31 protein-coding genes and 1 pseudogene are annotated in these 23697 nt (G+C 71.3%); 14 read left to right on the forward strand and 18 right to left on the reverse strand.

Features of this window, described 5'->3' with window-relative positions; translation table 11 throughout:
• The first annotated feature begins 20 nt into the window (after positions 1 to 20).
• Positions 21 to 1265 carry a D-alanyl-D-alanine carboxypeptidase family protein gene (locus ACH54P_RS25205; RefSeq protein ID WP_489905850.1) on the forward strand — a complete coding sequence of 415 codons (1245 nt, stop codon included), beginning with the start codon at positions 21 to 23 and terminating at the stop codon, positions 1263 to 1265.
• Here the strand turns inward: ACH54P_RS25205 and ACH54P_RS25210 are convergent.
• The 6 genes from ACH54P_RS25210 to ACH54P_RS25235 are packed head-to-tail and all read right to left on the reverse strand — an operon-like array spanning position 1262 to position 5852.
• A complete protein-coding gene (locus ACH54P_RS25210) occupies positions 1262 to 1699 on the reverse strand; it encodes a winged helix-turn-helix transcriptional regulator (protein WP_489905851.1) in 438 nt (145 codons plus the stop codon). The genes ACH54P_RS25205 and ACH54P_RS25210 overlap by 4 nt on opposite strands.
• A complete protein-coding gene (locus tag ACH54P_RS25215) occupies positions 1696 to 2805 on the reverse strand; it encodes an acyl-CoA dehydrogenase family protein (protein ID WP_489905852.1) in 1110 nt (369 codons plus the stop codon). The genes ACH54P_RS25210 and ACH54P_RS25215 overlap by 4 nt, the downstream gene beginning before the upstream one ends.
• 56 nt (positions 2806 to 2861) lie before the next feature.
• Complete coding sequence (gene yhjD / locus ACH54P_RS25220) at positions 2862 to 3872, reverse strand: inner membrane protein YhjD (protein ID WP_489905853.1); 1011 nt, start codon at positions 3870 to 3872, stop codon at positions 2862 to 2864.
• 45 nt (positions 3873 to 3917) lie between these two features.
• Positions 3918 to 4421, reverse strand: coding sequence for an AAA family ATPase (locus tag ACH54P_RS25225; protein WP_489905854.1), 504 nt, complete (start codon positions 4419 to 4421; stop codon positions 3918 to 3920).
• The gene (gene trpS, locus ACH54P_RS25230) at positions 4418 to 5452 is read right to left on the reverse strand and encodes a tryptophan--tRNA ligase (protein ID WP_489905855.1); all 1035 of its coding nucleotides are present in this window, start codon (positions 5450 to 5452) and stop codon (positions 4418 to 4420) included. Before trpS ends, ACH54P_RS25225 begins: the two co-directional genes overlap by 4 nt.
• Positions 5453 to 5498: 46 nt before the next feature.
• Positions 5499 to 5852: a hypothetical protein gene (locus ACH54P_RS25235; protein WP_489905856.1), complete on the reverse strand. Its 354-nt coding sequence runs from the start codon at positions 5850 to 5852 to the stop codon at positions 5499 to 5501.
• 561 nt (positions 5853 to 6413) lie between these two features.
• On the opposite strand from ACH54P_RS25235, the pseudogene ACH54P_RS25240 reads away from it, so the two are divergent.
• Positions 6414 to 7048 (forward strand): annotated as a pseudogene (locus tag ACH54P_RS25240) (chitinase); the annotation flags it as partial.
• A gap of 60 nt (positions 7049 to 7108) precedes the next feature.
• Here ACH54P_RS25240 and ACH54P_RS25245 read toward each other — a convergent pair.
• Complete coding sequence (locus ACH54P_RS25245) at positions 7109 to 7606, reverse strand: MarR family winged helix-turn-helix transcriptional regulator (RefSeq protein WP_489905857.1); 498 nt, start codon at positions 7604 to 7606, stop codon at positions 7109 to 7111.
• Between the two features lie 81 nt (positions 7607 to 7687).
• Between ACH54P_RS25245 and ACH54P_RS25250 the strand changes: the two genes are divergently transcribed.
• A complete protein-coding gene (locus ACH54P_RS25250) occupies positions 7688 to 8161 on the forward strand; it encodes a cupin domain-containing protein (protein ID WP_489905858.1) in 474 nt (157 codons plus the stop codon).
• On the opposite strand, the gene ACH54P_RS25255 is transcribed toward ACH54P_RS25250, so the two are convergent.
• Positions 8158 to 8964, reverse strand: coding sequence for an exodeoxyribonuclease III (locus tag ACH54P_RS25255; RefSeq protein WP_489905859.1), 807 nt, complete (start codon positions 8962 to 8964; stop codon positions 8158 to 8160). The genes ACH54P_RS25250 and ACH54P_RS25255 overlap by 4 nt on opposite strands.
• A 52-nt stretch (positions 8965 to 9016) precedes the next feature.
• Between ACH54P_RS25255 and ACH54P_RS25260 the strand changes: the two genes are divergently transcribed.
• A complete protein-coding gene (locus ACH54P_RS25260) occupies positions 9017 to 9775 on the forward strand; it encodes an MBL fold metallo-hydrolase (RefSeq protein WP_489905860.1) in 759 nt (252 codons plus the stop codon).
• Positions 9776 to 10276: 501 nt separating this feature from the next.
• On the opposite strand, the gene ACH54P_RS25265 is transcribed toward ACH54P_RS25260, so the two are convergent.
• Positions 10277 to 10573 carry an SH3 domain-containing protein gene (locus tag ACH54P_RS25265; protein WP_489905861.1) on the reverse strand — a complete coding sequence of 99 codons (297 nt, stop codon included), beginning with the start codon at positions 10571 to 10573 and terminating at the stop codon, positions 10277 to 10279.
• A gap of 168 nt (positions 10574 to 10741) precedes the next feature.
• The gene (locus ACH54P_RS25270; RefSeq protein ID WP_489905862.1) at positions 10742 to 11965 is read right to left on the reverse strand and encodes an NADP-dependent isocitrate dehydrogenase; all 1224 of its coding nucleotides are present in this window, start codon (positions 11963 to 11965) and stop codon (positions 10742 to 10744) included.
• Positions 11966 to 12222: 257 nt separating this feature from the next.
• On the opposite strand from ACH54P_RS25270, the gene ACH54P_RS25275 reads away from it, so the two are divergent.
• Genes ACH54P_RS25275 through ACH54P_RS25290 form a run of 4 tightly spaced genes read left to right on the forward strand, consistent with a single transcriptional unit; the run spans position 12223 to position 14448 of the window.
• Positions 12223 to 12732, forward strand: coding sequence for a hypothetical protein (locus ACH54P_RS25275; protein WP_489905863.1), 510 nt, complete (start codon positions 12223 to 12225; stop codon positions 12730 to 12732).
• 25 nt (positions 12733 to 12757) lie between these two features.
• Positions 12758 to 13138: a DUF2203 domain-containing protein gene (locus tag ACH54P_RS25280; protein ID WP_489905864.1), complete on the forward strand. Its 381-nt coding sequence runs from the start codon at positions 12758 to 12760 to the stop codon at positions 13136 to 13138.
• A 9-nt stretch (positions 13139 to 13147) separates the two neighbouring features.
• The gene (locus ACH54P_RS25285) at positions 13148 to 13765 is read left to right on the forward strand and encodes a class I SAM-dependent methyltransferase (RefSeq protein ID WP_489905865.1); all 618 of its coding nucleotides are present in this window, start codon (positions 13148 to 13150) and stop codon (positions 13763 to 13765) included.
• Positions 13762 to 14448 (forward strand): hypothetical protein, encoded by a 687-nt coding sequence (locus tag ACH54P_RS25290; RefSeq protein WP_489905866.1) that lies wholly within the window; start codon positions 13762 to 13764, stop codon positions 14446 to 14448. The genes ACH54P_RS25285 and ACH54P_RS25290 overlap by 4 nt, the downstream gene beginning before the upstream one ends.
• Here the strand turns inward: ACH54P_RS25290 and ACH54P_RS25295 are convergent.
• Together ACH54P_RS25295 and ACH54P_RS25300 are read right to left on the reverse strand one after the other, a co-directional pair.
• Complete coding sequence (locus ACH54P_RS25295) at positions 14438 to 14926, reverse strand: hypothetical protein (protein ID WP_489905867.1); 489 nt, start codon at positions 14924 to 14926, stop codon at positions 14438 to 14440. The genes ACH54P_RS25290 and ACH54P_RS25295 overlap by 11 nt on opposite strands.
• A gap of 84 nt (positions 14927 to 15010) precedes the next feature.
• Positions 15011 to 15424, reverse strand: coding sequence for a DUF2000 family protein (locus ACH54P_RS25300; protein ID WP_489905868.1), 414 nt, complete (start codon positions 15422 to 15424; stop codon positions 15011 to 15013).
• A gap of 50 nt (positions 15425 to 15474) precedes the next feature.
• On the opposite strand from ACH54P_RS25300, the gene ACH54P_RS25305 reads away from it, so the two are divergent.
• Genes ACH54P_RS25305 through ACH54P_RS25315 form a run of 3 tightly spaced genes read left to right on the forward strand, consistent with a single transcriptional unit; the run spans position 15475 to position 17391 of the window.
• On the forward strand, positions 15475 to 16251 hold the full coding sequence (locus ACH54P_RS25305) for a helix-turn-helix transcriptional regulator (protein ID WP_489905869.1): 777 nt from the start codon (positions 15475 to 15477) through the stop codon (positions 16249 to 16251).
• Between the two features lie 31 nt (positions 16252 to 16282).
• Positions 16283 to 16780, forward strand: a complete 498-nt coding sequence (locus ACH54P_RS25310) for a DUF2165 domain-containing protein (protein WP_489905870.1) — start codon at positions 16283 to 16285, stop codon at positions 16778 to 16780.
• 29 nt (positions 16781 to 16809) lie between these two features.
• Positions 16810 to 17391, forward strand: coding sequence for an HhH-GPD-type base excision DNA repair protein (locus ACH54P_RS25315; RefSeq protein WP_489905871.1), 582 nt, complete (start codon positions 16810 to 16812; stop codon positions 17389 to 17391).
• Here ACH54P_RS25315 and ACH54P_RS25320 read toward each other — a convergent pair.
• From ACH54P_RS25320 to ACH54P_RS25330, 3 genes are read right to left on the reverse strand one after another with little or no spacing between them, the layout of a single operon-like run.
• Positions 17388 to 17960: a hypothetical protein gene (locus ACH54P_RS25320; protein WP_489905872.1), complete on the reverse strand. Its 573-nt coding sequence runs from the start codon at positions 17958 to 17960 to the stop codon at positions 17388 to 17390. The genes ACH54P_RS25315 and ACH54P_RS25320 overlap by 4 nt on opposite strands.
• Complete coding sequence (locus ACH54P_RS25325; RefSeq protein ID WP_489905873.1) at positions 17942 to 18583, reverse strand: spermidine synthase family protein; 642 nt, start codon at positions 18581 to 18583, stop codon at positions 17942 to 17944. Before ACH54P_RS25325 ends, ACH54P_RS25320 begins: the two co-directional genes overlap by 19 nt.
• A 12-nt stretch (positions 18584 to 18595) precedes the next feature.
• Positions 18596 to 19114, reverse strand: a complete 519-nt coding sequence (locus tag ACH54P_RS25330) for a TrmH family RNA methyltransferase (RefSeq protein ID WP_489905874.1) — start codon at positions 19112 to 19114, stop codon at positions 18596 to 18598.
• 123 nt (positions 19115 to 19237) lie between these two features.
• Here ACH54P_RS25330 and ACH54P_RS25335 point away from each other — a divergent pair, with 123 nt between their 5' ends.
• Positions 19238 to 19426, forward strand: a complete 189-nt coding sequence (locus ACH54P_RS25335; RefSeq protein ID WP_489905875.1) for a DUF1918 domain-containing protein — start codon at positions 19238 to 19240, stop codon at positions 19424 to 19426.
• Here ACH54P_RS25335 and ACH54P_RS25340 read toward each other — a convergent pair.
• On the reverse strand, positions 19423 to 20601 hold the full coding sequence (locus tag ACH54P_RS25340; RefSeq protein WP_489905876.1) for an MFS transporter: 1179 nt from the start codon (positions 20599 to 20601) through the stop codon (positions 19423 to 19425). The two genes, ACH54P_RS25335 and ACH54P_RS25340, sit on opposite strands and share 4 nt — an antisense overlap.
• A gap of 110 nt (positions 20602 to 20711) precedes the next feature.
• On the opposite strand from ACH54P_RS25340, the gene ACH54P_RS25345 reads away from it, so the two are divergent.
• The gene (locus tag ACH54P_RS25345; RefSeq protein ID WP_489905877.1) at positions 20712 to 21035 is read left to right on the forward strand and encodes an ArsR/SmtB family transcription factor; all 324 of its coding nucleotides are present in this window, start codon (positions 20712 to 20714) and stop codon (positions 21033 to 21035) included.
• Positions 21036 to 21230: 195 nt separating this feature from the next.
• A complete protein-coding gene (locus tag ACH54P_RS25350) occupies positions 21231 to 22415 on the forward strand; it encodes an MFS transporter (RefSeq protein ID WP_489905878.1) in 1185 nt (394 codons plus the stop codon).
• On the opposite strand, the gene ACH54P_RS25355 is transcribed toward ACH54P_RS25350, so the two are convergent.
• Both ACH54P_RS25355 and ACH54P_RS25360 read right to left on the reverse strand, forming a co-directional pair.
• Positions 22412 to 22735: a DUF3017 domain-containing protein gene (locus ACH54P_RS25355; protein WP_489905879.1), complete on the reverse strand. Its 324-nt coding sequence runs from the start codon at positions 22733 to 22735 to the stop codon at positions 22412 to 22414. The two genes, ACH54P_RS25350 and ACH54P_RS25355, sit on opposite strands and share 4 nt — an antisense overlap.
• Positions 22732 to 23589: a bifunctional methylenetetrahydrofolate dehydrogenase/methenyltetrahydrofolate cyclohydrolase gene (locus ACH54P_RS25360; RefSeq protein WP_470280444.1), complete on the reverse strand. Its 858-nt coding sequence runs from the start codon at positions 23587 to 23589 to the stop codon at positions 22732 to 22734. Before ACH54P_RS25360 ends, ACH54P_RS25355 begins: the two co-directional genes overlap by 4 nt.
• Positions 23590 to 23697: the final 108 nt, after the last annotated feature.

Raw genomic sequence — 23697 nt, forward strand, 5'->3', positions numbered from 1 at the left:
CGCGGCGCTAGATTGCGTGGGTGCACTCCGCTGTCTCCCGGTCGCTCAAGGTCCTCACGACGACGCTCGCCGCCGCCCTCCTGGCCCTGAGCACCCCGGCACTGGCGGCCGCGGCGCCGCAGCAGGGGTCGTGCGCGAACCGCCAGTCCCCGCCGCCTCCGGTCGACACGTCGGAGAAGCCCGCGCCGGGCCGGCCTACCCCGCCCCCGCTGACCGTGCCCGCGGTCCCGGCCGGCGGCGCGCGGATGGCCGAGTGCGGCCTCGTCACCCCCGCCGGCGCGCTCAACCCGCCGGACGGCAACACCGCGGCGTCGTGGCTGGTGCAGGACCTCGACACCGGAGCGGTCGTCGCGGCGAAGGACCCGCACGCCCGGCAGCGGCCCGCGTCGCTGATCAAGACGCTGCTCGCGCTGGTCGTCGTCACCCAGCTGAACCCCCAGCAGGTGATCGTCGCGACGAAGGAGGACGCCGAGCAGGAGTGCACCTGCGTCGGCCTCGTCGCCGGCGGCCAGTACACCGTCGACCAGCTGCTGCACGGCCTGCTGATGCACTCGGGCAACGACGTCGCGCACGCGTTCGCCACGGCGCTCGGCGGGGTCGACACCGCGGTGGCGAAGATGAACACGCTGGCGGCGAAGATCGGCGCGCTCGACACGCGCGCCGCGACGCCGTCGGGCCTCGACGGGCCGGGTATGTCGACCTCGGCCTACGACCTGAGCCTGATCTTCCACTACGCGATGAAGCAGCCGGAGTTCGCGCGGGTCGTCTCGACGAAGAACTTCGAGATCCCGCCGACCGGCGGCAAGCCGGCCATCCCGATCTACAACGACAACAAGCTGCTCGGCGTCTACCCCGGCTTCCTCGGCGGCAAGACCGGCTTCACCGACGACGCCCGCCACACCTACGTCGGCGCGGCGCAGCGGAAGGGGAAGCGGCTCGCGGTCGTCATGCTGCGCGCCGAGCAGAAGCCGACCAAGGTGGTCGACCAGGCGTCGAAGCTGCTCGACTACGGCTTCGAGCTGGAAGCCGACCGCGCCGAGCCGGTCGGCCAGATCAGCTACCAGGCCCCGGTGGCGACGCCGGAGAGCACTGACCCGTCCGTGCTCGCCGACGGCGGCACCGGCAACAGCGGGACGTCCTCGTCCGCGGCCGCCGCCAAGGAAGACCCGTTCGGGGTCACCGGCTGGATCCTCACGCTGATCGTGTTCCTGGTCATCGTCGGCGGGTTCGTGGTCGGGCACCAGCGCAAGAAGGCCGCGAACTAGCCGAACCCGGGGCCGGGCTCCGGGGTCACGGTCCCGGTCGAGATCGCGCCGCCGCAGTGCCCGCAGGCCACGAACGTCTCGGCGATCTGGCCGCAGTCGTTGTGCCGCAACAGGATCGGCGGCCCCTCCGGCCCCGCGAGGTGCCGGTCGCCCCACTGCATCAGCGTGACGACCGCCCCGAAGAGATCGCGTCCGGCCTTGGTCAGCACGTACTCGGGCACCGGGTCGACGCGGTCGAGCACGCCCGCGTCGACGAGGGTCTTCAGCCGGGCGGACAACGTCGGGCGCGGGATGGCCAGGTTGCGCGCGAACTCGCCGTAGCGGCGCACGCCGAAGAACGTCTCCCGCAGGATGAGCAGGCTCCACCGCTCGCCGACCAGGTCGAGCGCCCGCCCGACCGAGTCCGCCGTGAACCGGTGCTCGAGGCCGGTCACAGCTGCTCCGTGCGCGCCGGGACGCCCAGCAGCAGCTTGCCGGACAGCTCGAAGCTGGCCGGGTTGACCTGGAAGTGCGCGGTCGCGGTGTGGGCGTCGCGGAACCGGCGCTGCAACGGCGAAGTCTCGTAGATCGCCGCGCCGCCGCCGAGGTCGTACATGCTCTCGGCGACCTTCGCGGCGGTGCGCGTCACGTGCGTGGCGGCCAGCCGGAGGCCGAGCTTGAGCGTGTCCGGCACCGGATCGGTGCCCTGCGCGGCCTGCCAGGCGTCGTCGATGCTGGCGTAGAACAGCAGCCGCGCCGCGCGCAGGGCGGCCTCGGCTTCCGCGACGGCGGCCTGGGTCTGGGACCGTTCGGCGAGCGAACGGCGGGAGCCGAGCGGTTTCCGCGTCGAGGCGAGCTCGACGAGGTCGTCGATCGCGCCGCGCGCGTTGCCCAGCGCGGCCGCCGCGACCGACAGCGCGAAGAAGCCGAAGAGCGGAAACCGGTGCAGCGCAACGGCTTCCGCGGGCGGCCCGCCCATCACCGAGAAGACGCGGTGGTCCGGGACGAACAGCTCGTCGGCGACGCAGTCGTGGCTGCCGGTGCCGCGCAGGCCGTTCGTGTGCCACGTGTCGAGCACCTCGATTTCGGCCTTCGGCAACGCGGCGACGTACAGCTCGTTCTGGTGCACGAAACCGGCGAAGAGCCAGTCGGCGTGCGGGATACCGCTGCAGAACGCCCAGCGGCCGGAGACGACGTAGCCGCCGTCGACCTTCTCGCCGGTCCCGCGCGGCGCCCACACCCCGGCGGCGACGGTCTTCGGGTCGCCGAAGACCTCCTCGGCGCACTTGCGCGGGGCGTAGGCCGAAAGCAGGCTGCTCGTCACGGCGATCGAGACGCACCAGCCGGCCGACGCGTCACCGCGCGCGATCGTCTCCGCGGTTTCGAGGCTGACGGCCGGCGGCGCTTCGGGGCCGCCGAGGTAGCCGGGGACGCCGGTGCGGAAGAGCTGCGCGTCGGTCAGCTTTTCGACCAGCTCGGCCGGCAGCGCGCGCTGCTGCTCGGTGACGGGCGCGAGCGTCTTGGCGAGGGCGGCGCACTCGCGAGCGGCGTCGAGCAGCATGAAACCTCCGGTTCAGAATTCTTACCGGTTCAGTTTCTTTACCACCACCGTCGCTGTCAAGACTTCCGGCGGCCACCCAGCCACGCGAGCAGGGCGCCGGCGCTGAACGCCCCCGCGACCGCGCCGAGCCCCGGCCCGCGCTGCACGGTGACGCGCTGCTCCAGCAGCACGGGCGGCGGTGGCTCGACGACCGTGCGCTGGTTCTCCTTCGCCGTCGCGGTCCACGCCGTGATGAGCAGGAGGAAGCGCGAGACGAGGTTCGCGAACACGAGCAGGCCGATGACCGGCCCGAACAGCGCGGCCGACGGCGACTTCGTGACGCTGGCCAGGTAGATCGAGCCGACCTGCTGCAGGATGACGAACCCGACGGCGGCGACGGCAGCGCCCTTGACGGCACTCCGCAGCGCGACCCGCTCCCGCGGCAGCCGCGCGATCACCCAGATGAAGACGAGGGTGTTCGCGGCCAGGCCGAGCACGATGGTCGCGCCGCGGAGCAGGACGATCGCCCAGGTCTGCTGTTCGAGCCCGACGAGTTCGAGCAGGAACTGCCCGACACCGCCGCCGACCGCGGTCAGCGCGAAGGAGACGACGAGCGCGACGCCGAGCCCGATCAGCGCGACGAGGTCCTTGAGCGTCTGCTTGACGATCGGCTGCGACTGTTTTTCCTGACCCCACTGGGCGGTGAGCGCGTCCCGCAGGTTCGACATCCAGCCGATGCCGGAGTAGAGCGCGATGAGCAGACCGAAGATCCCGATCCCGCCGCCGGAGTCCAGCGCGCCCTTGACGATGCCGTTGACCAGGTCCTTGAGACCTTCGGGCACGGAGTTGTCGATGCCGTCGGTGATCTTGGTGATGATCGTCTGATCGTGGTTGACGACCAGCCCGACCACGGCGAACGCGACCATGAACAGCGGGAAGACGGAGAGCACGCTGAAGTAGGTGATCGCGGCGGCGTAGTGGTTGCCGTACCGCTCGGTGAAGGCGTCGTTGGCCCGGATGAGGTGATCGAGCCACGGGTACTTCCGCCGCAACCGCGGCAGGAGCTTTTCCTTCTCTTCGTTCGCCACTGTGAAACGCTAACCACGCCCGGTGACTCCCGCAACGCGAGCGGCTTACGTGAGGGAGGCGAGGAACGCCTGGTAGGTCGTCGCCCCGCCGAGGACCAACGCCCTGGGCCTGGTCGTGGTGTACTCGGCCACCCGGTCGTACGCGTCGGCCAGCTCGGTTTCGGTGAGCGGCGCGGCCGTCTCGATCTCCGACGATCCGCGGCCCGCAAAACGGCGGAACGTCTCTTCACGGCCCGGCAGGAGCACGACCTCGTGGAACTCCGCGCCGCCTTCGCGGGCCAGCCCTTCGAGCCGCTCGGCGAACCCCGGCCGGGCCAGCAACTGCGGCACCACCACGTCGTGTCCCGCCGCCAGGTGCGTGCGCGCCGCCGCCACCGCGATGTCCCGCGCCAGCAACCCCGCCTCACCGGGCGACGCACGCCAGCCGCCGATCAGCGCTCGGACCCGGTCCACGTCCAGGGCCAGAGCCGGCGGGTGGTCGTCGGCGTAGCGCCGGGCCAGCGTCGACTTCCCGCTGCCCGGCGGGCCGTTCACCAGGATCAGCTTCACCGCACCGGCGGCAGGAACCCGATCCGCTGGTACGTCTTCGCCAGCGTCTTCGAAGCCACCTCGCGAGCCCGCTCGGCTCCCGCCGCGAGGACCTTGTCCAGCTCGGCGACGTCGTCCAAATAGGACTTGACCCGCTCCTGGATCGGGGTGACCCACTCGACGAACACCTCGCCGAGGTCCTTCTTCAGGTCGCCGTAACCCTTGCCTTCGTACGCGGCCTCGAGGTCGGCGATCGGCCGCTCGGTCAGCGCCGAGTAGATGGTCAGCAGGTTCGAAACGCCCGCCTTGTTCTCGGGGTCGAACACCACCTCGCGGCCGGTGTCGGTGACCGCCGAGCGGATCTTCTTCGCCGAGCGCTTCGGGTCCTCGAGCAGCTCCACGAGACCGTTCGCGCTGGACGCCGACTTGCTCATCTTGGCCGTCGGGTCCTGGAGGTCGTAGATCTTCGCCGTGTCCTTGATGATGTACGGCTCGGGCACCGTGAACGTCTTGCCCAGCCGGTTGTTGAACCGCTGCGCGAGGTTGCGCGTCAGCTCCAGGTGCTGGCGCTGGTCCTCGCCGACCGGGACGGCGTCGGCCTGGTACAGCAGGATGTCCGCGGCCTGCAGGATCGGGTACGTGAACAGGCCGACGCTCGAACGGTCGGCGCCCTGCTTCGCGGACTTGTCCTTGAACTGCGTCATCCGGCCGGCCTCGCCGAAGCCGGTCTGGCACTCCATCACCCAGCTGAGCTGGGCGTGCTCCGGCACGTGGCTCTGCGCGAACAGGGCACTGCGCGCCGGGTCGATGCCGATCGCCAGCAGCTGCGCGGCCGAGACGCGGGTGCGCTGCCGCAGCACCTTCGGGTCCTGCTCGACGGTGATGGCGTGCAGGTCGACCACGCAGTAGAACGTCTCGTGCGTGTCCTGCATCCGCACCCACTGGCGCAGCGCGCCGAGGTAGTTGCCGAGGTGGAACGAGTCGGCGGTGGGCTGGATCCCGGACAGGACCCGCGGGCGGCGCTCTGCTGCGACGGTCTGCTCTTCGGACACGTCAGGATTCTTTCAGGCCGGGACGCGCGGCGGGCGCCGAGGGCCCTCAGGCGTGCGGGCGCTGGGTGAGGAACGGGCGCGTCGGCGTGGCGTCGGGCTCGCCGAGGACGGCTTCGGCCATCGCGGTGACCGGGTCCGGGACTTCGGGGACGGCCGGGGCGGCTTCGGCCACCCGGGTCTTGCGGCGCTGGCGCAGCACACCCAGCGTCATCCCGACGATGCCCAGCGCGACGGCGACCAGCCCGACCGGGCCGAGCACGCCGAAGCTCTCCGCGTTGGCGTCGGCCCGCGCGGTCGTCACGACGTCGGCGAACGCGCTTCCGCCGCCGGCCAGCAGCAGGCCCGCCGGGACCAGCGCGACCACCACGGCCGCGCGGAACGCGCGCAGCGTGGACCGCATCAGGGTTTGACCTGGGTTGCGCACCGGAGTGCCTCCCGCGAGTGACGAGCGCTGTGTCTCACCTAATGGCTCACCCATCCGAGTGAGACGCTGCATGCTACTGGTCAAAAAACTACCGAGCGTGTCAAGACCTGTCGGTACTGATCGACTCGGGAGCCGAGACTAGCCCCCAACCGGGGACACGGTCCGGGCGGCCCTGCGGTTCACTCCAACCGCCCAAGCGGCCGTTGCGCACGACGGAACGCTCATACCGGGAGTAGCAGCTGGCCGATTCGTGTCCGCTCGGGCATCACCCGTTCATCGCAAGCTCGCTTCACGCTCTGCCGTTCGTCGCAGTGCTCGCTGGTCCGATCGCGTCGTCTTGTTCGGAAAACTATTAACTCGATAGTGATTGGTCTATACCTCTTGGGGTAGCCCATCCGGCTCGGTCGGACCGCGCACGACCGGCGTGATCAAGAGGAGTCCGCATGTCGATCCCCCGGTTCCTGAAGCGCGCCGGAGTGGCGGTGAGCGCGCTCGCCGCCGCGGCCGCCGCCGTCGTGCTCCCCGCCACGACCGCGTCCGCCGCGCCCGCCGCCTCCTTCGTCGTCAGCGAAGCCCAGTTCAACCAGATGTTCCCCGGCCGCAACAGCTTCTACACCTACAGCGGGCTCACGGCGGCCCTGTCGGCCTACCCCGGGTTCACGAACACCGGCGACGACACGGTGAAGCAGCAGGAGGCCGCGGCGTTCCTGGCGAACGTCAGCCACGAAACCGGCGGCCTCGTCTACGTCGTCGAGCAGAACACCGCGAACTACCCGCACTACTGCGACACCAGTCAGTCCTACGGCTGCCCGGCGGGCACCGCGGCCTACTACGGCCGCGGCCCGATCCAGCTGAGCTGGAACTTCAACTACAAGGCCGCCGGCGACTCGCTCGACATCGACCTGCTGCACAACCCGTACCTGGTCGAACAGGACGCGGCCGTCGCGTGGAAGACCGGGCTCTGGTACTGGAACACCCAAAGCGGCCCGGGCACGATGACGCCCCACGACGCGATGGTCAACCAGCGCGGGTTCGGCGAGACCATCCGCAGCATCAACGGTTCCCTGGAGTGCAACGGCGGCAACCCCGCCCAGGTCCAGAGCCGGATCGACCTGTACACGCGGTTCGCCGGGATCCTCGGGGTCCCCACGGGCGGCAACCTGTCCTGCTGAGCCGGGCGCGGCGAGAAGGGCCTTTCCGGTCGCCACTGGCCGGGGAGGCCCTTTTCGCGCTCAGGGGGTGTCGAACCGGCGGAGGAGCTTGCGCAGGACGTCGTCGAGCAGGCCGATTTCCTTGTCCGGCAAGGAAGAAAGCAGTTCGCTGACGTTCGCGGTGTGCTCCGTCATCGCGGCGTCGACGGTCTCGAATCCCTGGTCGGTCAAGCGGATGCGGAAGCTGCGGCGGTCGTTCGGGTCGAGCGTGCGCTCGACGAACCCGGCCTTCTCCAGCCGGTCGAGGCGGCTCGTCATGCCGGCGCGCGACATCATCAGCGTCGCGGACAGCTCGGACGGGATCAGCGTGTAGGGCGGCCCCGACCGCCGGAGCGCGGCCAGGACGTCGAACTCCCCGCGCTGCAGGCCGAACTTGCCGAACACGCGCTCCTGGGCGGGCCCGAGCACCAGGCTCAGCCGCCCGAGCCGCCCGGCGACGCCGATGGCCGTCAGGTCGAGGTCGGGGCGTTCGCGTTGCCACGCCGAAACGACGGCATCGACGGCGTCTTCGTCAGTCACCCGCCCAGCCTATTCGACGCCAGCACTATTCGTCGCCGGATAGTTTGACAGCGAACTATCAGGCGTGGAACCATCTCGGGCATGACGACTTTGCTGGTACGCCACGACGAAGCCGAACAGCTCGGCTCGACCCCCGACACCATGACGCTGCTTGCCGACGTCTCCCAGACCGGCGGGCACCTGAGCACCAACCGTGCCTCACTGGGACGCGGGCGTGACGGCGCGACGCCGCACTTCCACACGTCGTCGGCGGAGATGTTCTTCATGCTCGACGGGGAGCTGGAGGTGCTGAACGGCGAGGAGATCGTGACGGTGCGGACCGGCGACATGCTGTTCGTGCCGCCGCACACGAACCACGCCTTCGGCGCGACTTCGCGGTCGGGTGCGGACGTGCTGATCGTGTTCACGCCCGGCGTCGAGCGCTTCGAGTACTTCCGGATGATCGACCGGATCCGGCGGGGCGAGGCGTCGCCGTCGGAGATCCTGGCGTCGCAGGACCGGTTCGACAACCACTTCGTGGACAGCGCGGCCTGGCGCGCCGCCCGCGCGGCCTAGATGTCGTAGGTGGCCGTGACGGGCGCGTGGTCGGACCAGCGCTGGTCGTAGGCCGCGGCGCGCTCGACCACGACTTCGACAACCTTTTCGGCGAGGCCGGGCGTCGCGAGCTGGCAGTCGATGCGCCAGCCGGAGTCGTTGTCGAAGGCCTGGCCGCGGTAGGACCACCACGTGTAGGGGCCGGGGCCTTCGGGGTCGAGGCGGCGCTGGACGTCCGTGTAGCCCGCCTCGGTGTAGACGCGGCCGAGCCACTCGCGCTCTTCGGGCAGGAAGCCGGAGTTCTTGCGGTTGCCGCGCCAGTTCTTGAGGTCGACCGTGTCGTAGGCGATGTTCCAGTCCCCCACGACGACGACCTCGCGCCCGGCCGCGGCGGCCTTCGCCCGCAGCTCGACGAGGTAGGGCAGGAACGCGGCCATGAAGCGTTCCTTCTCGGCCTGGCGTTCGGTGCCGACGTCCCCGCTGGGCAGGTAGAGGCTCGCGACGACGACGTTCGGCAGGTGCACCTCGAGGTAGCGCCCGCTGTCCTCGAACTCGGGCTCCCCGAAGCCGATGCGCACCTCTTCGGGCTCGACGCGGCTGTAGATGGCAACGCCGTTGCGCCCCTTGACGGCCGAGGGGGCGTGCACCGAGAACCAGCCTTCGGGCTCGACGACCTCCGCGGGCAGCTGGCTCGCTTCGGCGCGCACCTCCTGACAGGCGACCACGTCGGCCTTCGTCGTGGCGAGCCACTCGACGAAGCCCTTCTTGGCGGCGGCGCGGAGGCCGTTGACGTTCACGGTGGACACGGTCAGCACGTCGTGCACGCTACCGGCCGGGCCGGGCCGGGGCCGACGGCGCTCTGCCAGACTGCCGCGCATGGGCGACGTCGTGAGCCGGCTGACCGTGCTCGGCAGCTGTGGTGCCTGGCCGGAACCGGGGCGCGCGTGCGCCGGCTTCCTGCTGTCGCACGACGGCTTCCGGGTCGTCCTCGACCTCGGCTACGGCGCCGCGTCCCGGCTGTTCGCGCACGGCCGGGACCGGCTGCCGGACGCCGTCGTCGTGACGCACGAGCACCCCGACCACTGCGCGGACGTCAGCGCCCTCGGGCGGGCGTGGCACTACACCGTCCAGGCGCAGGCGCCCGGCGAGCGGTTGCCGCTGCACTGCACGCCCGGCACGGTCCGGCGGCTGGAGGCGATGGAGCCGCGGCCGCACCCCACGGAGCTGTTCGCCGTGCACGACCTGAGCGAGCCGGCCGACCTCGGACCGTTCCGCCTGACACCGTTCCCGCTGCCCCACCACCAGCCGAACTTCGGCGTCCGCCTCACGGCGCCCGGGCTGACGGTGGCCTACACCGGCGACACGGGACCGTCGCCCCGGCTGTCCGAGCTGGGTCGCGACGCGGACCTGTTCATCTGCGACGCCACCCTCCGCACCCCACCGCCGGCGGGAGAGCCCCGCTACCTGATGACCGCCGCGGAGGCGGGCGACTGGGCCGAGAAGGCCGGAGCCCGCCGACTCATGCTGACCCACTTCTGGCCGGGCACGGATCGAGCGGCGGCGGCCGAGGAGGCCCGAAGCCGCTTCGGCGGCGAGGTGCTGGTGGCGGAGGAGGACCTCGTCGTGGCGCTCTGACCGCCGACCGGGCGCAGCGCCGACGGAGACGTCCCCGCGCCTGCCCTCTGGGGGCGGTGCCCTCTGGGGGCGGTGCCCTCTGGGCGCGGTGCCCTCTGGGCGCGGTGCCCTCTGGGCGCGGTGCCCTCTGGGCGCGGTGCCCTCTGGGCGCGGTGCCCTCTGCGCGCGGTGCCCTCTTGGGGCGTGCCCTCGAAGACCTTCCCCGCGCTCTGACCCCCGTCTGAGCGCAATCCCCGAGAACGCCGCCGCGCTTCGAACCCCACCGAAACCCGACCCAGCCTCTGTTCCAACCCCCACGGCCTGGCTCCTCAGCCCGCGGAACTCCCCCTGGAGACCCCGCGGACACTCACCACACCCGGTGCCGCATTCAGTTTTCGCCCGTCCCCGGACGCTTCCTCCTCCCCGGCAACCCAGGCCGCCGACCAGCGTTTTTCGACGTGGTCAGTTCTAGCAGCCACCACCGACAAAAACGGCGCCGAAGCCGGAGAGGAGCACGAGCGGTCAGCAGGCGGAACCCGCGACCGGCTCGGTGAACGCCGCCGCCACCCACTTGTCGTCGGCCACCTTGCGGAAGCCGTTCTGGACGCCCGGCAAGGCGTCGAACTGGGCGTCGCGGAGGTACTTGCCGACGATCTTCGCGTTGCCGTCGGCGGTCTCGCGGGCGTTGAGGACGTCCGCCGTCACGGTCACCTTGCAGCCGGTGGCCGAGGCACCCGAGGCCTGCTTGTCCGTGTTCATCACGTACACGACGATGACCAGGACGATGGCGCCCAAGATGATCAGAGTCTTCTTCGACATGCCTTCCTCCAACCGCGAGCCCCGTCCCCGCCAAGGGTAGGCAATCCTTTACCCACACCGACAGCGCCGGACGCCGCAACCACCCGGAGGCGCCAGTCCCGTCACTGCGCGTGAACACGCGAAAACCCCTCCCCGGCGAGCCGGGAAGGGGGTTTCCAGCGGGAAAACTCAGCCCTGGGCGATCTTCTTCGCCAGGTTGTCGTCCAGCGTCGCGAGGAACTCCTCGGTCGTCTGCCACGGCTGGTCCTTGCCGATGAGCAGCGCGAGGTCCTTCGTCATCTGACCGCTTTCGACGGTCTCGACGACGACCTGCTCCAGCTTGTTCGCGAAGCCGATCAGCTCCTGGTTGCCGTCCAGCTTGCCGCGGTGCTCGAGGCCGCGGGTCCAGGCGTAGATCGACGCGATCGGGTTCGTCGACGTCGGCTTGCCCTGCTGGTGCTGGCGGTAGTGCCGGGTGACCGTGCCGTGCGCGGCCTCGGCCTCGACGGTCCGGCCGTCCGGCGTGCGCAGCACCGACGTCATCAGGCCGAGCGAGCCGAAGCCCTGCGCGACCGTGTCGGACTGGACGTCACCGTCGTAGTTCTTGCACGCCCAGACGTAGCCGCCCTCCCACTTCATCGCCGCGGCGACCATGTCGTCGATCAGGCGGTGCTCGTAGGAGATGCCCTTGGCGTCGAAGTCGGCCTTGAACTCGTTCTGGAAGATCTCCTCGAACACGTCCTTGAACTGGCCGTCGTAGGCCTTGAGGATCGTGTTCTTGGTGGAGAGGTAGACCGGCAGGCCGCGGTCGAGGCCGTACTGCAGCGAGGCGCGCGCGAAGTCCTCGATGGACTTCTTGAAGTTGTACATCCCCATCGCGACGCCGCCGCCCTCGGGGAACTTCGCGACCTCGAACTCCATGGGCTCGGAGCCGTCTTCGGGGGTGTAGCTGATGGTCAGCGTGCCCGGGCCGGGGACCTTGAAGTTGGTCGCCTTGTACTGGTCGCCGTGGGCGTGCCGGCCGATGATGATCGGCTTCGTCCACGTCGGCACCAGCCGCGGGATGTTCTGGATGACGATCGGCTCGCGGAAGATCACGCCGCCGAGGATGTTGCGGATCGTCCCGTTCGGGGACAGCCACATCTTCTTGAGGCCGAACTCCTCGACCCGGGCCTCGTCCGGGGTGATCGTGGCGCACTTGACGCCCACGCCGTGCTTCTTGATCGCGTTCGCGGAGTCGACCGTGACCTGGTCGTCGGTGCGGTCCCGCTCCTCGATACCCAGGTCGTAGTAGTCCAGGTTCACGTCCAGGTACGGGTGGATCAGCTTGTCCTTGATGAACTGCCAAATGATGCGGGTCATCTCATCGCCGTCGAGTTCGACGACGGTGCCCTGGACCTTGATCTTGGCCATGAGCAGCGGTGCTCCTTCCGCGGATCTTCGCGTTCTTCGATACGTCTCGCCGGTAGCGGTACAAGCGTACTGCTTGACGGAGCTGGATGGTTCCAGTAGTGGTCGGTATCAAGTCTCCACCCGCGCTTTGTGGCGCGGATCACCAGGGCGGAACCCGCCGGTCAGCCGATCCGACCGCTCGCCGAGCGACCGTCGCGCCGGAGGGTGAACCGAGGCACGATGCCACCCGTGAACTCATCATGCGGGAGGTGACGGCCATGTCGACCCATCGGTACGCCGACTACGAAGACGACTACGAGGACTACGAAGACACCACCGACGTGCTCGACGAGCGGCCGCGCCGAGGTGGCGCGCACGTGGTCAGCGCGCTGGGCGGGCTCGTGCTGACGCCGGTCGCGCTGGGCCTGCTGAGCTGGGGCGGGCTGCGCCAGCAGCAGCTCGTCCAGGCCACCCTCAGCACCAATCGCGACGCGCTGGGCATCGCGCTGCTGGCCGGCGGGGCGATCCTGCTGCTGGTCGTCGCCGCGTTCGGCGCCCTGTCGGCGGTCGGCCCGATCCTGGGCGGGCTGATCTACGGCGTGCTGCCCGGCGTCGCCGCGATGGCCATGCCCGAATGGGGCTTCCGGCTGGTGAACCTGATGCCGAAGAGCGACATCGCGTACGGCGTCATGGACTTCCTCTTCATCGGCGGGCTGCTCGGCGTGGGCTTCCTGCTGGTGGGCAGCGGGCTGGCCAACGCACTGGTCCGGCGGCGCCGCGAAGCGTGACTCGCGCCGGTGGGATCATCGGCGGATGGGACTGTTCACCGTCGCGGAGGCCCGCGACGAACTGGCGCGGCTGCGGCCGGTCCTCGACGAGCTGGTGCGCGTCCGGGCCGACGCCGCCGAGCTCGCGGCGTCGCTGCGCCCGGGTGGCCGGGCCACCGAGCTGGGCGGGCTGCCCGAGTGGAAGGCCGCGCAGGCGCGGCTCGACGACCTGATGACGACGGTGCAGCGCACCGGCGCCGAGCTCAAGGGGTTCGCGCCGCTGCTGGTCGACTTCCCGGCCGAGCTCGACGGCACGGACGTCCTGCTGTGCTGGCTCGAAGGCGACCGCGAGCTGGGCTGGTACCACCGCACCGACCTCGGCTTCGCGGGCCGTCGGCCGCTGAAAACCCCTGGAGGCCCCAGCTAGGTTGGGTCCGTGGACCACGACTCGAGGGCAGCCCTCTTCGACAGCACAGCCGAGCACTACGACGAAGACACGTTTCACGCCTTGGTGGCCGACGCGCTGGTCGAGCCGTTGCCGTCCGAGCCGGGGCTCGTGCTGGACGTCGCCACCGGGACGGGCTTCGCGGCGTACGCGGCGCTACGGCTGAAGCCGGGTCGCGTGCTCGCTGTCGACTTGTCGCCGGCGATGGTCGCCCGGGCCACGGCGAAAGCGGCTTCGCAGGATCCGTCGGGCGTGATCACGTGGCAGGTCGGGCCGGCGGTGCCGATGCCGGCGGACGACGGTTCGGCCGACGTCGTGCTCTGCGCGTCCTCGCTGCACTTCCTCGGGGCAGTCGCGTTCGCGGACTGGCTGCGGGTGCTCCGGCCGGGCGGCCGGCTGGCGTTCTCGGTGGTTTCCGGGGCACGGTTCCGGCCATCGGGGGCGTTCGCGGACTTCGTGCCCAGGGACATCACGTTCCCGACGAACGACGCCGAGGCGGCGGCGCTGGCCTCGTCGGCGGGGTTCGTGGACGCGTCGGCGCGGACGTTCACCGTCGAGGGCGCGGACCGGGTGCGGAGCGTCTTCGTGGTGCACGCGACGGCCCCGTGAAGCTGGACCAGTTCGCCGACGGCCACCTGACGGACGTCACCACGGACGGCAGCCGCGTTTCGCTGCGGCTGGAGGCGTACGTGGAGTACCGGCTCGTGCCCGGCGAGGTCTCCGTCGTCGAGGTCTTCGAGCTGAGCGCCGACCCGGGCGAGCTGGAGGCGGCCGAGCCGCCGGCGCCGGGCCACGCGCTCGAGGAACCGGGGAGCTGGGAACACGACGGACTGGTGACGGTCGAGTTCTTCGCCCCGCTCCGGATCCGGGTGACGGCGGCCGCCTTCGAGCTGACGTCGCTGGGAACCGAGCCGCGGCCGGTACCGCCGTCGCCCTCCGCAAGCGTTTGCACCTTCGAGTCCACCGAGGCGCTCCAGCTGGCGACCCGGCTCGGTCCGGACGTCGTGTGGCGCACCCTCGGCGGTGACGCGGGCACGCCCGCCGATCCCGGCGGCTGGTTCCTCCAGCGCCGGGACCGGCCGGCGAGCTCGCTGACCGGTGTCTTCTGCCGGGCCACGAACCCCGTCACGTTCGAACGCCACGACGCCGACGACGAGCTGTGGCGCGCGGTTCGGCTGCTCGGCCGGCACGCGAGCCGGGTCCGGTCCGGGAACTGCGTGTTCCGCCCCGCCGACTGGGTCACCTGGGTGACGACCGGCCGGTTGCCGCCCGTGGAGCGGCTCAGGCCGTGAAGTGGACCTCGCCGCGGGTGGCCGGGCCGTCCGGGCTGCCGCAGTGCTGGACGAACGTCAGGTCGACGCCCGTCGCGTCGAGGCGGTCGATCGTGAAGTCCGCGTAGTCGTCGCCGCAGCCGAAGCCGCCGGTGACCGCCATGAACCCCGGTGTGCTGAGCGCCGGGTCGCTCTGACCGCGGTAGCGCGCACCCGTGTACGTCCCGGTGTGCAGGGTTTCCCCCGCCGGGGCGCTCAGCTCGATGCGGAGGTAGTCGAAGCCCGCGTCGACGTCGATCGTCAGCCTGCCGTCGCGCTCCCACGCAGCGATCTCGTCGCCCGGCGACGCGTACTGGACGCTGCCCTGCATCGGCCAAGCGCCGGTCTCCGAGGTGTAGCTCACCGTCTGCACCGGGTCCGCCGACGCGACCGGCACGAGCCCCAAGCCCAGCCCGGCCGCCGCCGTCAGGACCACGCACGCACGACGAAACGAATTCACGGAACCTCCCCAGTCCGAGCCGCTCTCCCCGGCACCGCCGATCATGCTGCCAGTGCCGGCCCGGACCGGATAGGGGGTTTCTGCTCACCGGTGCAGCGAAGCGCCCTTGAGGATCTTGTCCACCGCGTTCTTCGGCCCGTGCACCGCGAGTCCCGCCAGGGCGAGCTTCTCCGCCGGCACCGCGCGGACCGCCGCCCGGTTGTCGACGTCGTTGCCCGTGTGGAACAGCTCGTCGGTGAAGATCGAAATCCGCAAGCCGCGGCCCAGCGCGCGGCCGTGCGCCGCGGTCAGGACGTCCGCGCTGCCCGAGAACACCATCACCGGCTGGCCGAACATCGGCAGGTACTCCGTGTCGTCCGCGTCGAAGTACGGCTCGCCCATCAGCTCGGGCGTCACGTGGGCGATCCCGCTCACCAGGAACGCGGTCACGTTGAGCCGCTGCCAGGACGCCAGGTCGTCGCGGAGCAGGACGGCGATCTTCGTGTCGAAGGAACTCATGCCCGCAAGACTCGCCCGCCCGCGACCGCCGCGTCTTGTACGTTCTTGACATGGCGGACGTCGCGGCTTGGCGGCCGGCGGTCCCGGGGATCGCCGAGGTCTTCCACGCGCGCTTCACCACCCACGCCTACCCGCTCCACACGCACGACACGTGGACCCTGCTGATCGTCGACGACGGCGTCATCCGCTACGACCTCGACCGCCACCACCACGGCGCGCTCGGCCCGGCCGTGACGCTGCTGCCGCCGAACGTCGCGCACGACGGGCGGGCCGCCACCAGCCACGGCTTCCGCAAGCGCGTGCTCTACCTGGACACGTCCGTGCTGGGCGAGGACCTCGTCGGCGCCGCCGTCGACCGGCCGAGCCTCGCCGACGGCCTGCTGCGCACCCGGATCCACCAGCTCCACGAGTCCCTCGCCGACCCCGGTGACGCGCTCGAAGCGGAAAGCCGGCTCGTCCTGGTCGCCGACCGGCTGCGCACCCACCTCGGGCGGCCGGTCTCCCCGGAGCCGAAGCGCGGCCTCGCCGACGACCTGAGGGACCTCCTCGACGCGAAGCTCCCCGAAGCGCTGACGCTGGCCGAAGCCGCCGAGACGCTCAGCGCGCATCCCGCGTACCTCGTCCGCTGCTTCGGCGCGAAGTTCGGCCTGCCGCCGCACCGCTACCTGACCGGCCGCCGCGTCGACCGCGCCCGCCGTCTCCTGCTCGACGGCGCCCCGGCCGCCGACGTCGCCGCCGCGGCCGGGTTCAGCGACCAGGCCCACCTGACGCGGCACTTCAAGCGGTACCTCGGGACGACGCCGTCGCGGTACTCGAAAATCCGCTGACGCCCGGTACGCGCGTAGTTACGATCCGGCCATGGGGTTCCTCGCCAGGATCGGCGGCCTGCGGTTCGCGGTCGTCGTCCTCACCGCCATGACCGCGCTCCAGATGGCGCTCATCGCGTTCGGCAACATCACCGACTTCGGCACGAACCAGGCTTTCGTGCAGCACGTGCTCGCGATGGACACGACGTTCCGCTCGCCGGACATGATGTGGCGCGCGATCACCAGCCCGGGGCTGCAGAACACGGCCTACGTCGTGATCATCGCGTGGGAGACGCTGACCGCCCTGGTGCTGGTCGCGGCGCTGGTGGCGTGGCTGCGCGCCCGCACGGACACGGCCCGCCGGCTTTCGACACTCGGCTGGGTGATGTGGCTGCTGCTGTTCGGCGTCGGCTTCCTCGCCATCGGCGGCGAGTGGTTCCAGATGTGGCAGTCGGACAAGTGGAACGGCCTGCAGCCGGCGCTGCAGAACTTCCTCATCGCGGCCGCGGCGCTCGTCGTCGCCCACCTCCCGGGCAAAGAGCGCACGTAGGAAGAGGGCCGTTGTGTCAAGATGTCGACATGCTGCGCGAACTGCACCTGACCGGTGACCCGGCGGCCGACAAGCTGCTCAACGACGACCCGTTCGCCCTGCTCGTCGGGATGCTCCTCGACCAGCAGTACCCGATGGAGCACGCGTTCGCCGGCCCGCGGAAGATCGCCGACCGGATGGACGGCTTCGACATCGCGAAGATCGCCGCGACGGACGTCGAGACCTTCGTCGAGATGTGCGTGGTGCCGCCGGCGATCCACCGGTACGGCGGTTCGATGGCCCGTCGCGTCCACGCGCTCGCCCAGCACATCATCGAAACCTACGACGGCCGCACCGAGGGCATCTGGCTCCAAGGCCGCCCGAAGCCCGACGGCCCCGAAGTCCTGAAGCGCCTGAAGGCCCTTCCCGGCTTCGGCGAGCAGAAGGCGAAGATCTTCCTCGCGCTCCTCGGCAAGCAACGCGGAGTCGCCCCGAAGGGCTGGCGCGAGGCGGCCGGCGCCTACGGCGACCGCGGGTCCCGCCGTTCGATCGCCGACGTCACCAACGCCGAGACGCTCGCCCAGGTCCGCGCGTTCAAGAAGGCCGCCAAGGCCACGGTTCCCTCGACCTAACGCACCCAGACGCGCAGTGGCCCGAGCGGTTCGGCGCCGTGGGCCAAGGCGTTGTCCAGCGCGTCACCGTGTTCGTAGCCGACGACCGGGAGGCCCGGGAAGGCCGACGCCACCGCCGCCACCGCGCCGGGCCAGCTCGCCGGGGGTGCCGCGAAGTTGGACAGGCCCGTGACGCCGTCGCCGCGGTGCGCCACGACCACGTCTTCGCCGCGACGCAGCACCACCACGGAATCGCCGTCCGGGAAACCCCCGGGATCGGCGGCGCGGTGCCAGCCCGGCTCGGGAACGCCCGGCCCGCAGGCGATCCACACCGCGGCGAACAGCACCTCGAAGCCTTCGCCGGACAGGTCGAGCGTCGCGAAGCTGTCCTTCACCGAGCAGCCCGCCGAGCCGTCGACGAACGGCAGGACGTCGGCGGCCGTGGCGTCCGGGGTGAGCGTCACGGCGTCCGGGTAGTACGGCGGCGTGCGGCGCGGGCTCGTCCAGGCTCGCGGGCCCCACCGTCCGGCGCCGCAGACCGCCTCGCACCAGGACGCGTTCTCCGCGACCGCTAGTTCCGCGCGAACCACAGGACATCCGGTTCGCCGCGCGGGACCTCGACCGCGACCTCGTCGACGTCGGCGAAGTGCGCCCGCAGCCGGGCGGCGAACGCCGGAGCCGCGGACGCGCTCCACACCGCCAGCACCCCGCCCGGGTTCAGCAGGCCGGCCAGGCGGAGCAGCCCGGCGTCGGTGTACAGCCGCGCGTTGCCTTCCGTGACCGTCCACTCGGGACCGTTGTCGATGTCGAGGCACAGCGCGTCGAAGCGTTCGGACGTCTCCCGCAGCCAGGGAACGAGGTCCGTCTCGAGCAGCCGGACGCGGGGATCGGCGAGCGCGTCGCCGTGCACCGTCCGCAGTGGACCGGAGTGGTTCCAGGCGATCACCGCCGGTTCCCGTTCCACCACCACGACGGACGCCGCTCCCCCGTCGAGCGCCGCGCGGAGGGAGAACCCGACGCCGAGGCCGCCGATCAGCAGCCGGGGGCCCGGGCCGAGGCGGTCCAGCGCCCCGGTCACCAGGAGCCGCTCGGACTCGCCGTTGCGCGTGTCCATCAGGAACACGCCGTTCTCGATCACTTCGAACGCCTCGCCGTCGCGCCGCAGCACCAGTTCGCCGCCGCGGCCCCGGACCGTCTCCACCACCTCGACCACGCTTCGACCTTCTCACAGCAGGCCGGCGAGTTTGTAGAGGACCAGGCTCCCCGCCACCGCGACGTTGAGGCTGGCGCCCATGCCCACCATCGGGATTTCGACGACGGTGTCGAGCAGGTCCAGCGCGTCCGGCGGGATCCCGGTCTGCTCGTGGCCGAGCACGGCGATCGTGCGGCCGCGGGCAGCGGGCAGGTCGGCCAGCCGCACCGCTTCCTCGGCGAGTTCGACGCCGACGACCTTCGTGCCCGCCGCCCGTTCGCGGGCCAGCCAGCCCGGCGGATCGTGCACCCAGTGCACGCATGCCGGGCGCCGCAACGTGTTCCCCCGCCGCAGCGCCTCGGGCACCCACGGGAACCGCGGGACGGCGAGACACGCGCCGACGGCGTCACAGGTGCGGAGCAACGTGCCGAGGTTCGCGCCGTGCAACGGCCACAGCGGGGCGGCCACCAGGTGGCCCCAACAGGGATGTGCCTTGTTCCGCCGGGCCTTCCGCAGCTCGTTCGGCGTGCGGACCCGGACCGAGGGCGTCACCGGCGCCGAGGCGCGGCGCCTCCGAATTCGTTGGTCATGGCCCGGAGTTTACCCGTTCGGCGTGCTCACGGGCCTACCCGCGGCCGCGGGACGCTCCTACCCTGGATGCGGAGGTGAAAGCCCATGCACGCCACAGTGGGAGACGAGATCCAGGTGCACGGCCGGACGGTCGGGTCGGCCGAGCAGCGCGGCGAGATCCTCGAAGTCCGCGGGCCCGACGGCGCGCCGCCCTACCTGGTCCGGTTCGCCGACGGGCACGAGGCGCTGGTCTACCCCGGGCCCGACTGCGAGGTCCAGGCCCACGCCGACTAGCCGACGGCGACCTGTTCCCGGGGCTCGCGGACCCGCCCCCAGGCCGCGCTCACGAGCACCAAGGCGACCAGGGTCAGCGCGGCCGCGACCTCGGGCAGCAGCAGCGGCCCGCCGGACGCCAGCACCGCACCGCCGACCACCCCGGACAGGCCGACGCCCAGGTAGATGGCGGACGCGTTGAGCGACAGCACCAGCCCGGCGTGGCCCGGGGACAGCTCGATCAGGCGGTGCTGCACCGGCGGGTTGAACGACCACGTCGCCAGGCCCCACACGAACAGCGTGACGGCGGCCGCGAGCGGCGTCCCGGTCGTGACGGGCAGCAGCGCCATCACGACGGTGATGGCCACGGTGACCACCAGCAGCGGCGCCCGCGAACCCCAGCGGTCGGTCGCCCGGCCGCCGGCGAAGTTGCCGACCGCGCCGCCGACGCCGTAGCAGAAGAGCAGGATCGTCACGGTCGTGCCGTGCACGCCCGCGGTCGCGGCCAGCAGCGGCGAGACGAACGTGTAGACCATGAACGCGGCCAGGCAGGCGAGGACCGTCGTGGCCAGCATGACGAGCACCCTCGGGTCGCGGCCGGCGGCGAACCGCTCGGCGAGGCGGACCCGCGGAGGCGCGGCGACCGTGGGCAGCGCCAGCCGCACGGCCAGCGCGCTGACCAGCGAGAACGCGGCGACCAGGGCGAACGCCGGCCGGTAGCCGAGGTGCTGGGAGATCAGGCTGCCGAGCGGCACGCCGAAGATGAGCGCGACGGTCAGCCCGCCGAACACGAGCGCGACCGCGCGGCCCCGGCGTTCCGGGACGGTCAGCTCGGCCGCGACGGCGCTCGCCGCCGGGGTGAACACGGCGGCGCCGACCGCCGTCACCACCCGGGCCACCAGCAAGCTCGTGTAGCCCGGAGCGAGCGCCGCGAAGAGGTTGCCGGCGCCGGTGACGACGAGGGCCGCGACGAGCAGCGACCGGCGTTCCCAGGTGCCGGTGGCGGCGGCGAAGAGCGGCGAGCCCACCGCGTACGCGATGGCGAAGGCGGTGACGAGCTGCGCCGCGGCCGTGGCCGAGACGTGCAGTTCGCCGGTCAGCGCGGGCAGCAGCCCGGCGACGATGTAGCCGCTGGTCCCGACGCCGAACGCGCCGAACGCGAGCACCGAGATCCTCGAGGACGAGGGTGTGGACATGGGTGTGGGCTCCCAAGCGAGGCGGGCGGTTGGTTCGATGAACGTCGTAGTTCGATAGTCACCGTACTACGTGGCTGCGACAATTTCGACCGCCGTCGTACAATGGGCCCATGGCCAAGCACGCGACCCTGCCGCCGCTCCACTACCCGGCGCAGGAGGAGATCACCGTCGAGGGCGTGCTGCGCGCCCTCGCCGACCCGGTGCGGCTGGCCATCGTGCGCCAGCTCGCGGCGACCGACGGGGAGATCTCGTGCAGCGGGCTGACCGTGCCGGTGACGAAGTCCACAATCACCCACCACCTGAGCATCCTGCGCCAGGCCGGCGTCGTCGCCGGCCGCCAGGAAGGCACGACGCGGTTCAACTCGTTGCGCCGCAAGGATCTTGACGCGCTGTTCCCGGGCCTGCTCGCCGGCGTCCTGGCCGCGCCCCGCTGAGCCGGGCGTTACGGGTGTGGATCGTCACCCGATATCGGGATGACAACGACCCCCCTCGTCGGTTGGACTGTGCGTAGGACAGCTCACGGCGCTGGGGCCGCATGGCTGTCTTTAATTTTGTCCCCGAACTGAACCGATCCAGTACTCGTGCTGAGATCGCCCAAGTAATCGTTTACCCACCCTGGAAGGAGTGCCGTGCCCGTCGCGCTGCTCGCGCTCGCCATCGGAGCTTTCGGCATCGGGACCACCGAGTTCGTCATGATGGGCGTGCTGCCCCAGGCGGCCGCCGACTTCGGCGTCGACATCCCGACCGCCGGCTACCTCATCTCCGGTTACGCCCTCGGCGTCGTCATCGGCGCCCCCCTGCTCACCGCGGCCGCCGTGCGGCTGCCGCGCAAGACCATGCTGCTGGCCATGATGGGCCTGTTCACGCTGGGCAACGCCCTCTTCGCGCTGTCGCCCAACCAGGAGTTCGGCGTCGCGTTCCGGTTCCTCGCCGGCCTGCCCCACGGCGCGTTCTTCGGCGCGGGGGCCGTCGTCGCCTCCGGCCTCGTCGGCCCGGGCGAGCGCGCCAAGGCCGTGTCGATGATGTTCCTCGGCCTGACCCTGGCGAACGTGATCGGCGTGCCGCTGGGCACGCTGCTCGGCCAGCAGGTCGGCTGGCGCGCCACCTTCGGCGTCGTCGCCCTCATCGGGCTGGTCGCCATCGCGGCCATCGCGAAGCTCGTCCCGCACCAGGGCAAGCCCGCCGAGGCGTCGCTGCGCACCGAACTCGGGGCGTTCAAGCGCCCGCAGGTGCACCTGGCGCTGGCGATCGTCACCTTCGGCCTCGGCGGCGTGTTCGCCTGCCTGTCCTACATCACGCCGATGCTGACCGACGTCGCCGGCTACTCGCCGTCGAACGTCACGCTGCTGCTGTCACTGGCCGGCGTCGGCATGACGATCGGCAACCTGCTCGGCGGCCGGCTGGCCGACCGCGCGCTGATGCCGAGCCTGTACATCGCGCTGCTGGCGCTGGCGTCGGTGCTGGGCATCTTCACCATCACGGCACAGGGCAAGGTCGGCGCGGCGATCACGATCTTCTTCGTCGGCGTCGCCGGGTTCATGATCGGCCCGATGATGCAGGCCCGGATCATGGAGAAGGCGGGCGGCACCCCGTCCCTGGTGTCGGCCGCCGTCCAGTCGGCGTTCAACATCGCCAACTCGATCGGGGCGTACCTCGGCGGCCTGGTGATCGCTGGGGGGCTGGGCCTGGTCGCCCCGAACTGGGTCGGCGCCCTGCTGGCCGTCTTCGGGCTGACCCTGGCCATCGTCTCGGGCACTTTGGACCGTCGCGAGGCAAAAGCCGAACGTCACCGCGAACTCGCGATGGCGTCCTAAGAGGAGCCGAACGGGCCACCGATGATCGTCAACGCCACGTAGAGGACCGCCGCGGCGAGGCCGGCGAACGTCACCACGTCGACGATCTTGCCGCGGATGGCCAGCAGCCCCGCCCGCTCCGTCGGCAGCACCGCCCGGAGCACCGCGGCGAGGAGGAGCGCCGCGCCGATCAGCGCGGCGCCCTCCCGCCAGTGGTACTGGACGATCCGCAGCACCGCGACGGCCACCACCAGCAGCACCACCGCGAACGGGAGCTGGGTGAACCGGGACTGCCGGCTCCGGCGGTCGTGGACGTCCCGCCGGTCCTCCGTCATGGTCATCGGCCCTGGACCGAGCGTTCCGCCGCCTCGACGACGTTGCTGACCAGCATCGCCCGGGTCATCGGGCCGACCCCGCCGGGGTTCGGCGAGATCCAGCCGGCCACCTCGGCCACGTCCGGGTGAACATCGCCGGTGAGTTTGCCGTCCACGTGGGACACGCCGACGTCGAGCACCGCGGCGCCCGGGGCGACCATGTCCGGCGTGATGATCCCGGGCACGCCGGCCGCGGCGACCACGATGTCGGCGCGGCGGACCTCGGCGGCCAGGTCGCGGGTGCCGGTGTGGCACAGGGTGACGGTGGCGTTCTCGCTGCGGCGGGTCAGCAGCAGGCCCAGCGTGCGGCCGACGGTGATCCCGCGGCCGACGACCGTGACGCGCGCGCCGTTCAGCTCGACGCCGTGGCGCTTGAGCAGCTCGATGATCCCGTACGGCGTGCACGGCAGCGCGCCCCGCTGGCCCAGCACCAGCCGCCCGAGGCTGACCGGCGCGAGGCCGTCGGCGTCCTTCTCCGGGTCGATGCGCTCGAGGACGCGGTTCGCGTCGAGGTGCTTCGGCAGCGGCAGCTGGACGATGTAGCCGTGGCAGGCCGGGTCGGCGTTCAGCTCGTCGATGACGGCTTCGAGCTTCTCCTGGGTGATGTCGGCCGGCAGGTCGCGGCGGATCGAGTTGACGCCGATCTTCCCGCTGTCGGCGTGCTTCATCCGCACGTACGAGTGCGACCCCGGGTCGTCGCCGACCAGGACGGTGCCCAGGCCCGGCGTCACCCCCTTCGCGGCCAGCGCCGCGACGCGCGGCTCGAGCTCCGCGAAAATGGCGTTCTTGGTGGCCTTGCCGTCGAGAATCTTCGCCGTCACACGCCCCATTCTGGCAAAGCGACCCCCGCGCGTCGCTTCCAGGCACGGGTGGTCGCTGCCCGTAGACTGGCCGCTACCCCACACGGTCCATTCGCGACGCTCGCCGCG

Source organism: Amycolatopsis sp. N2S4-7, from assembly GCF_058119595.1.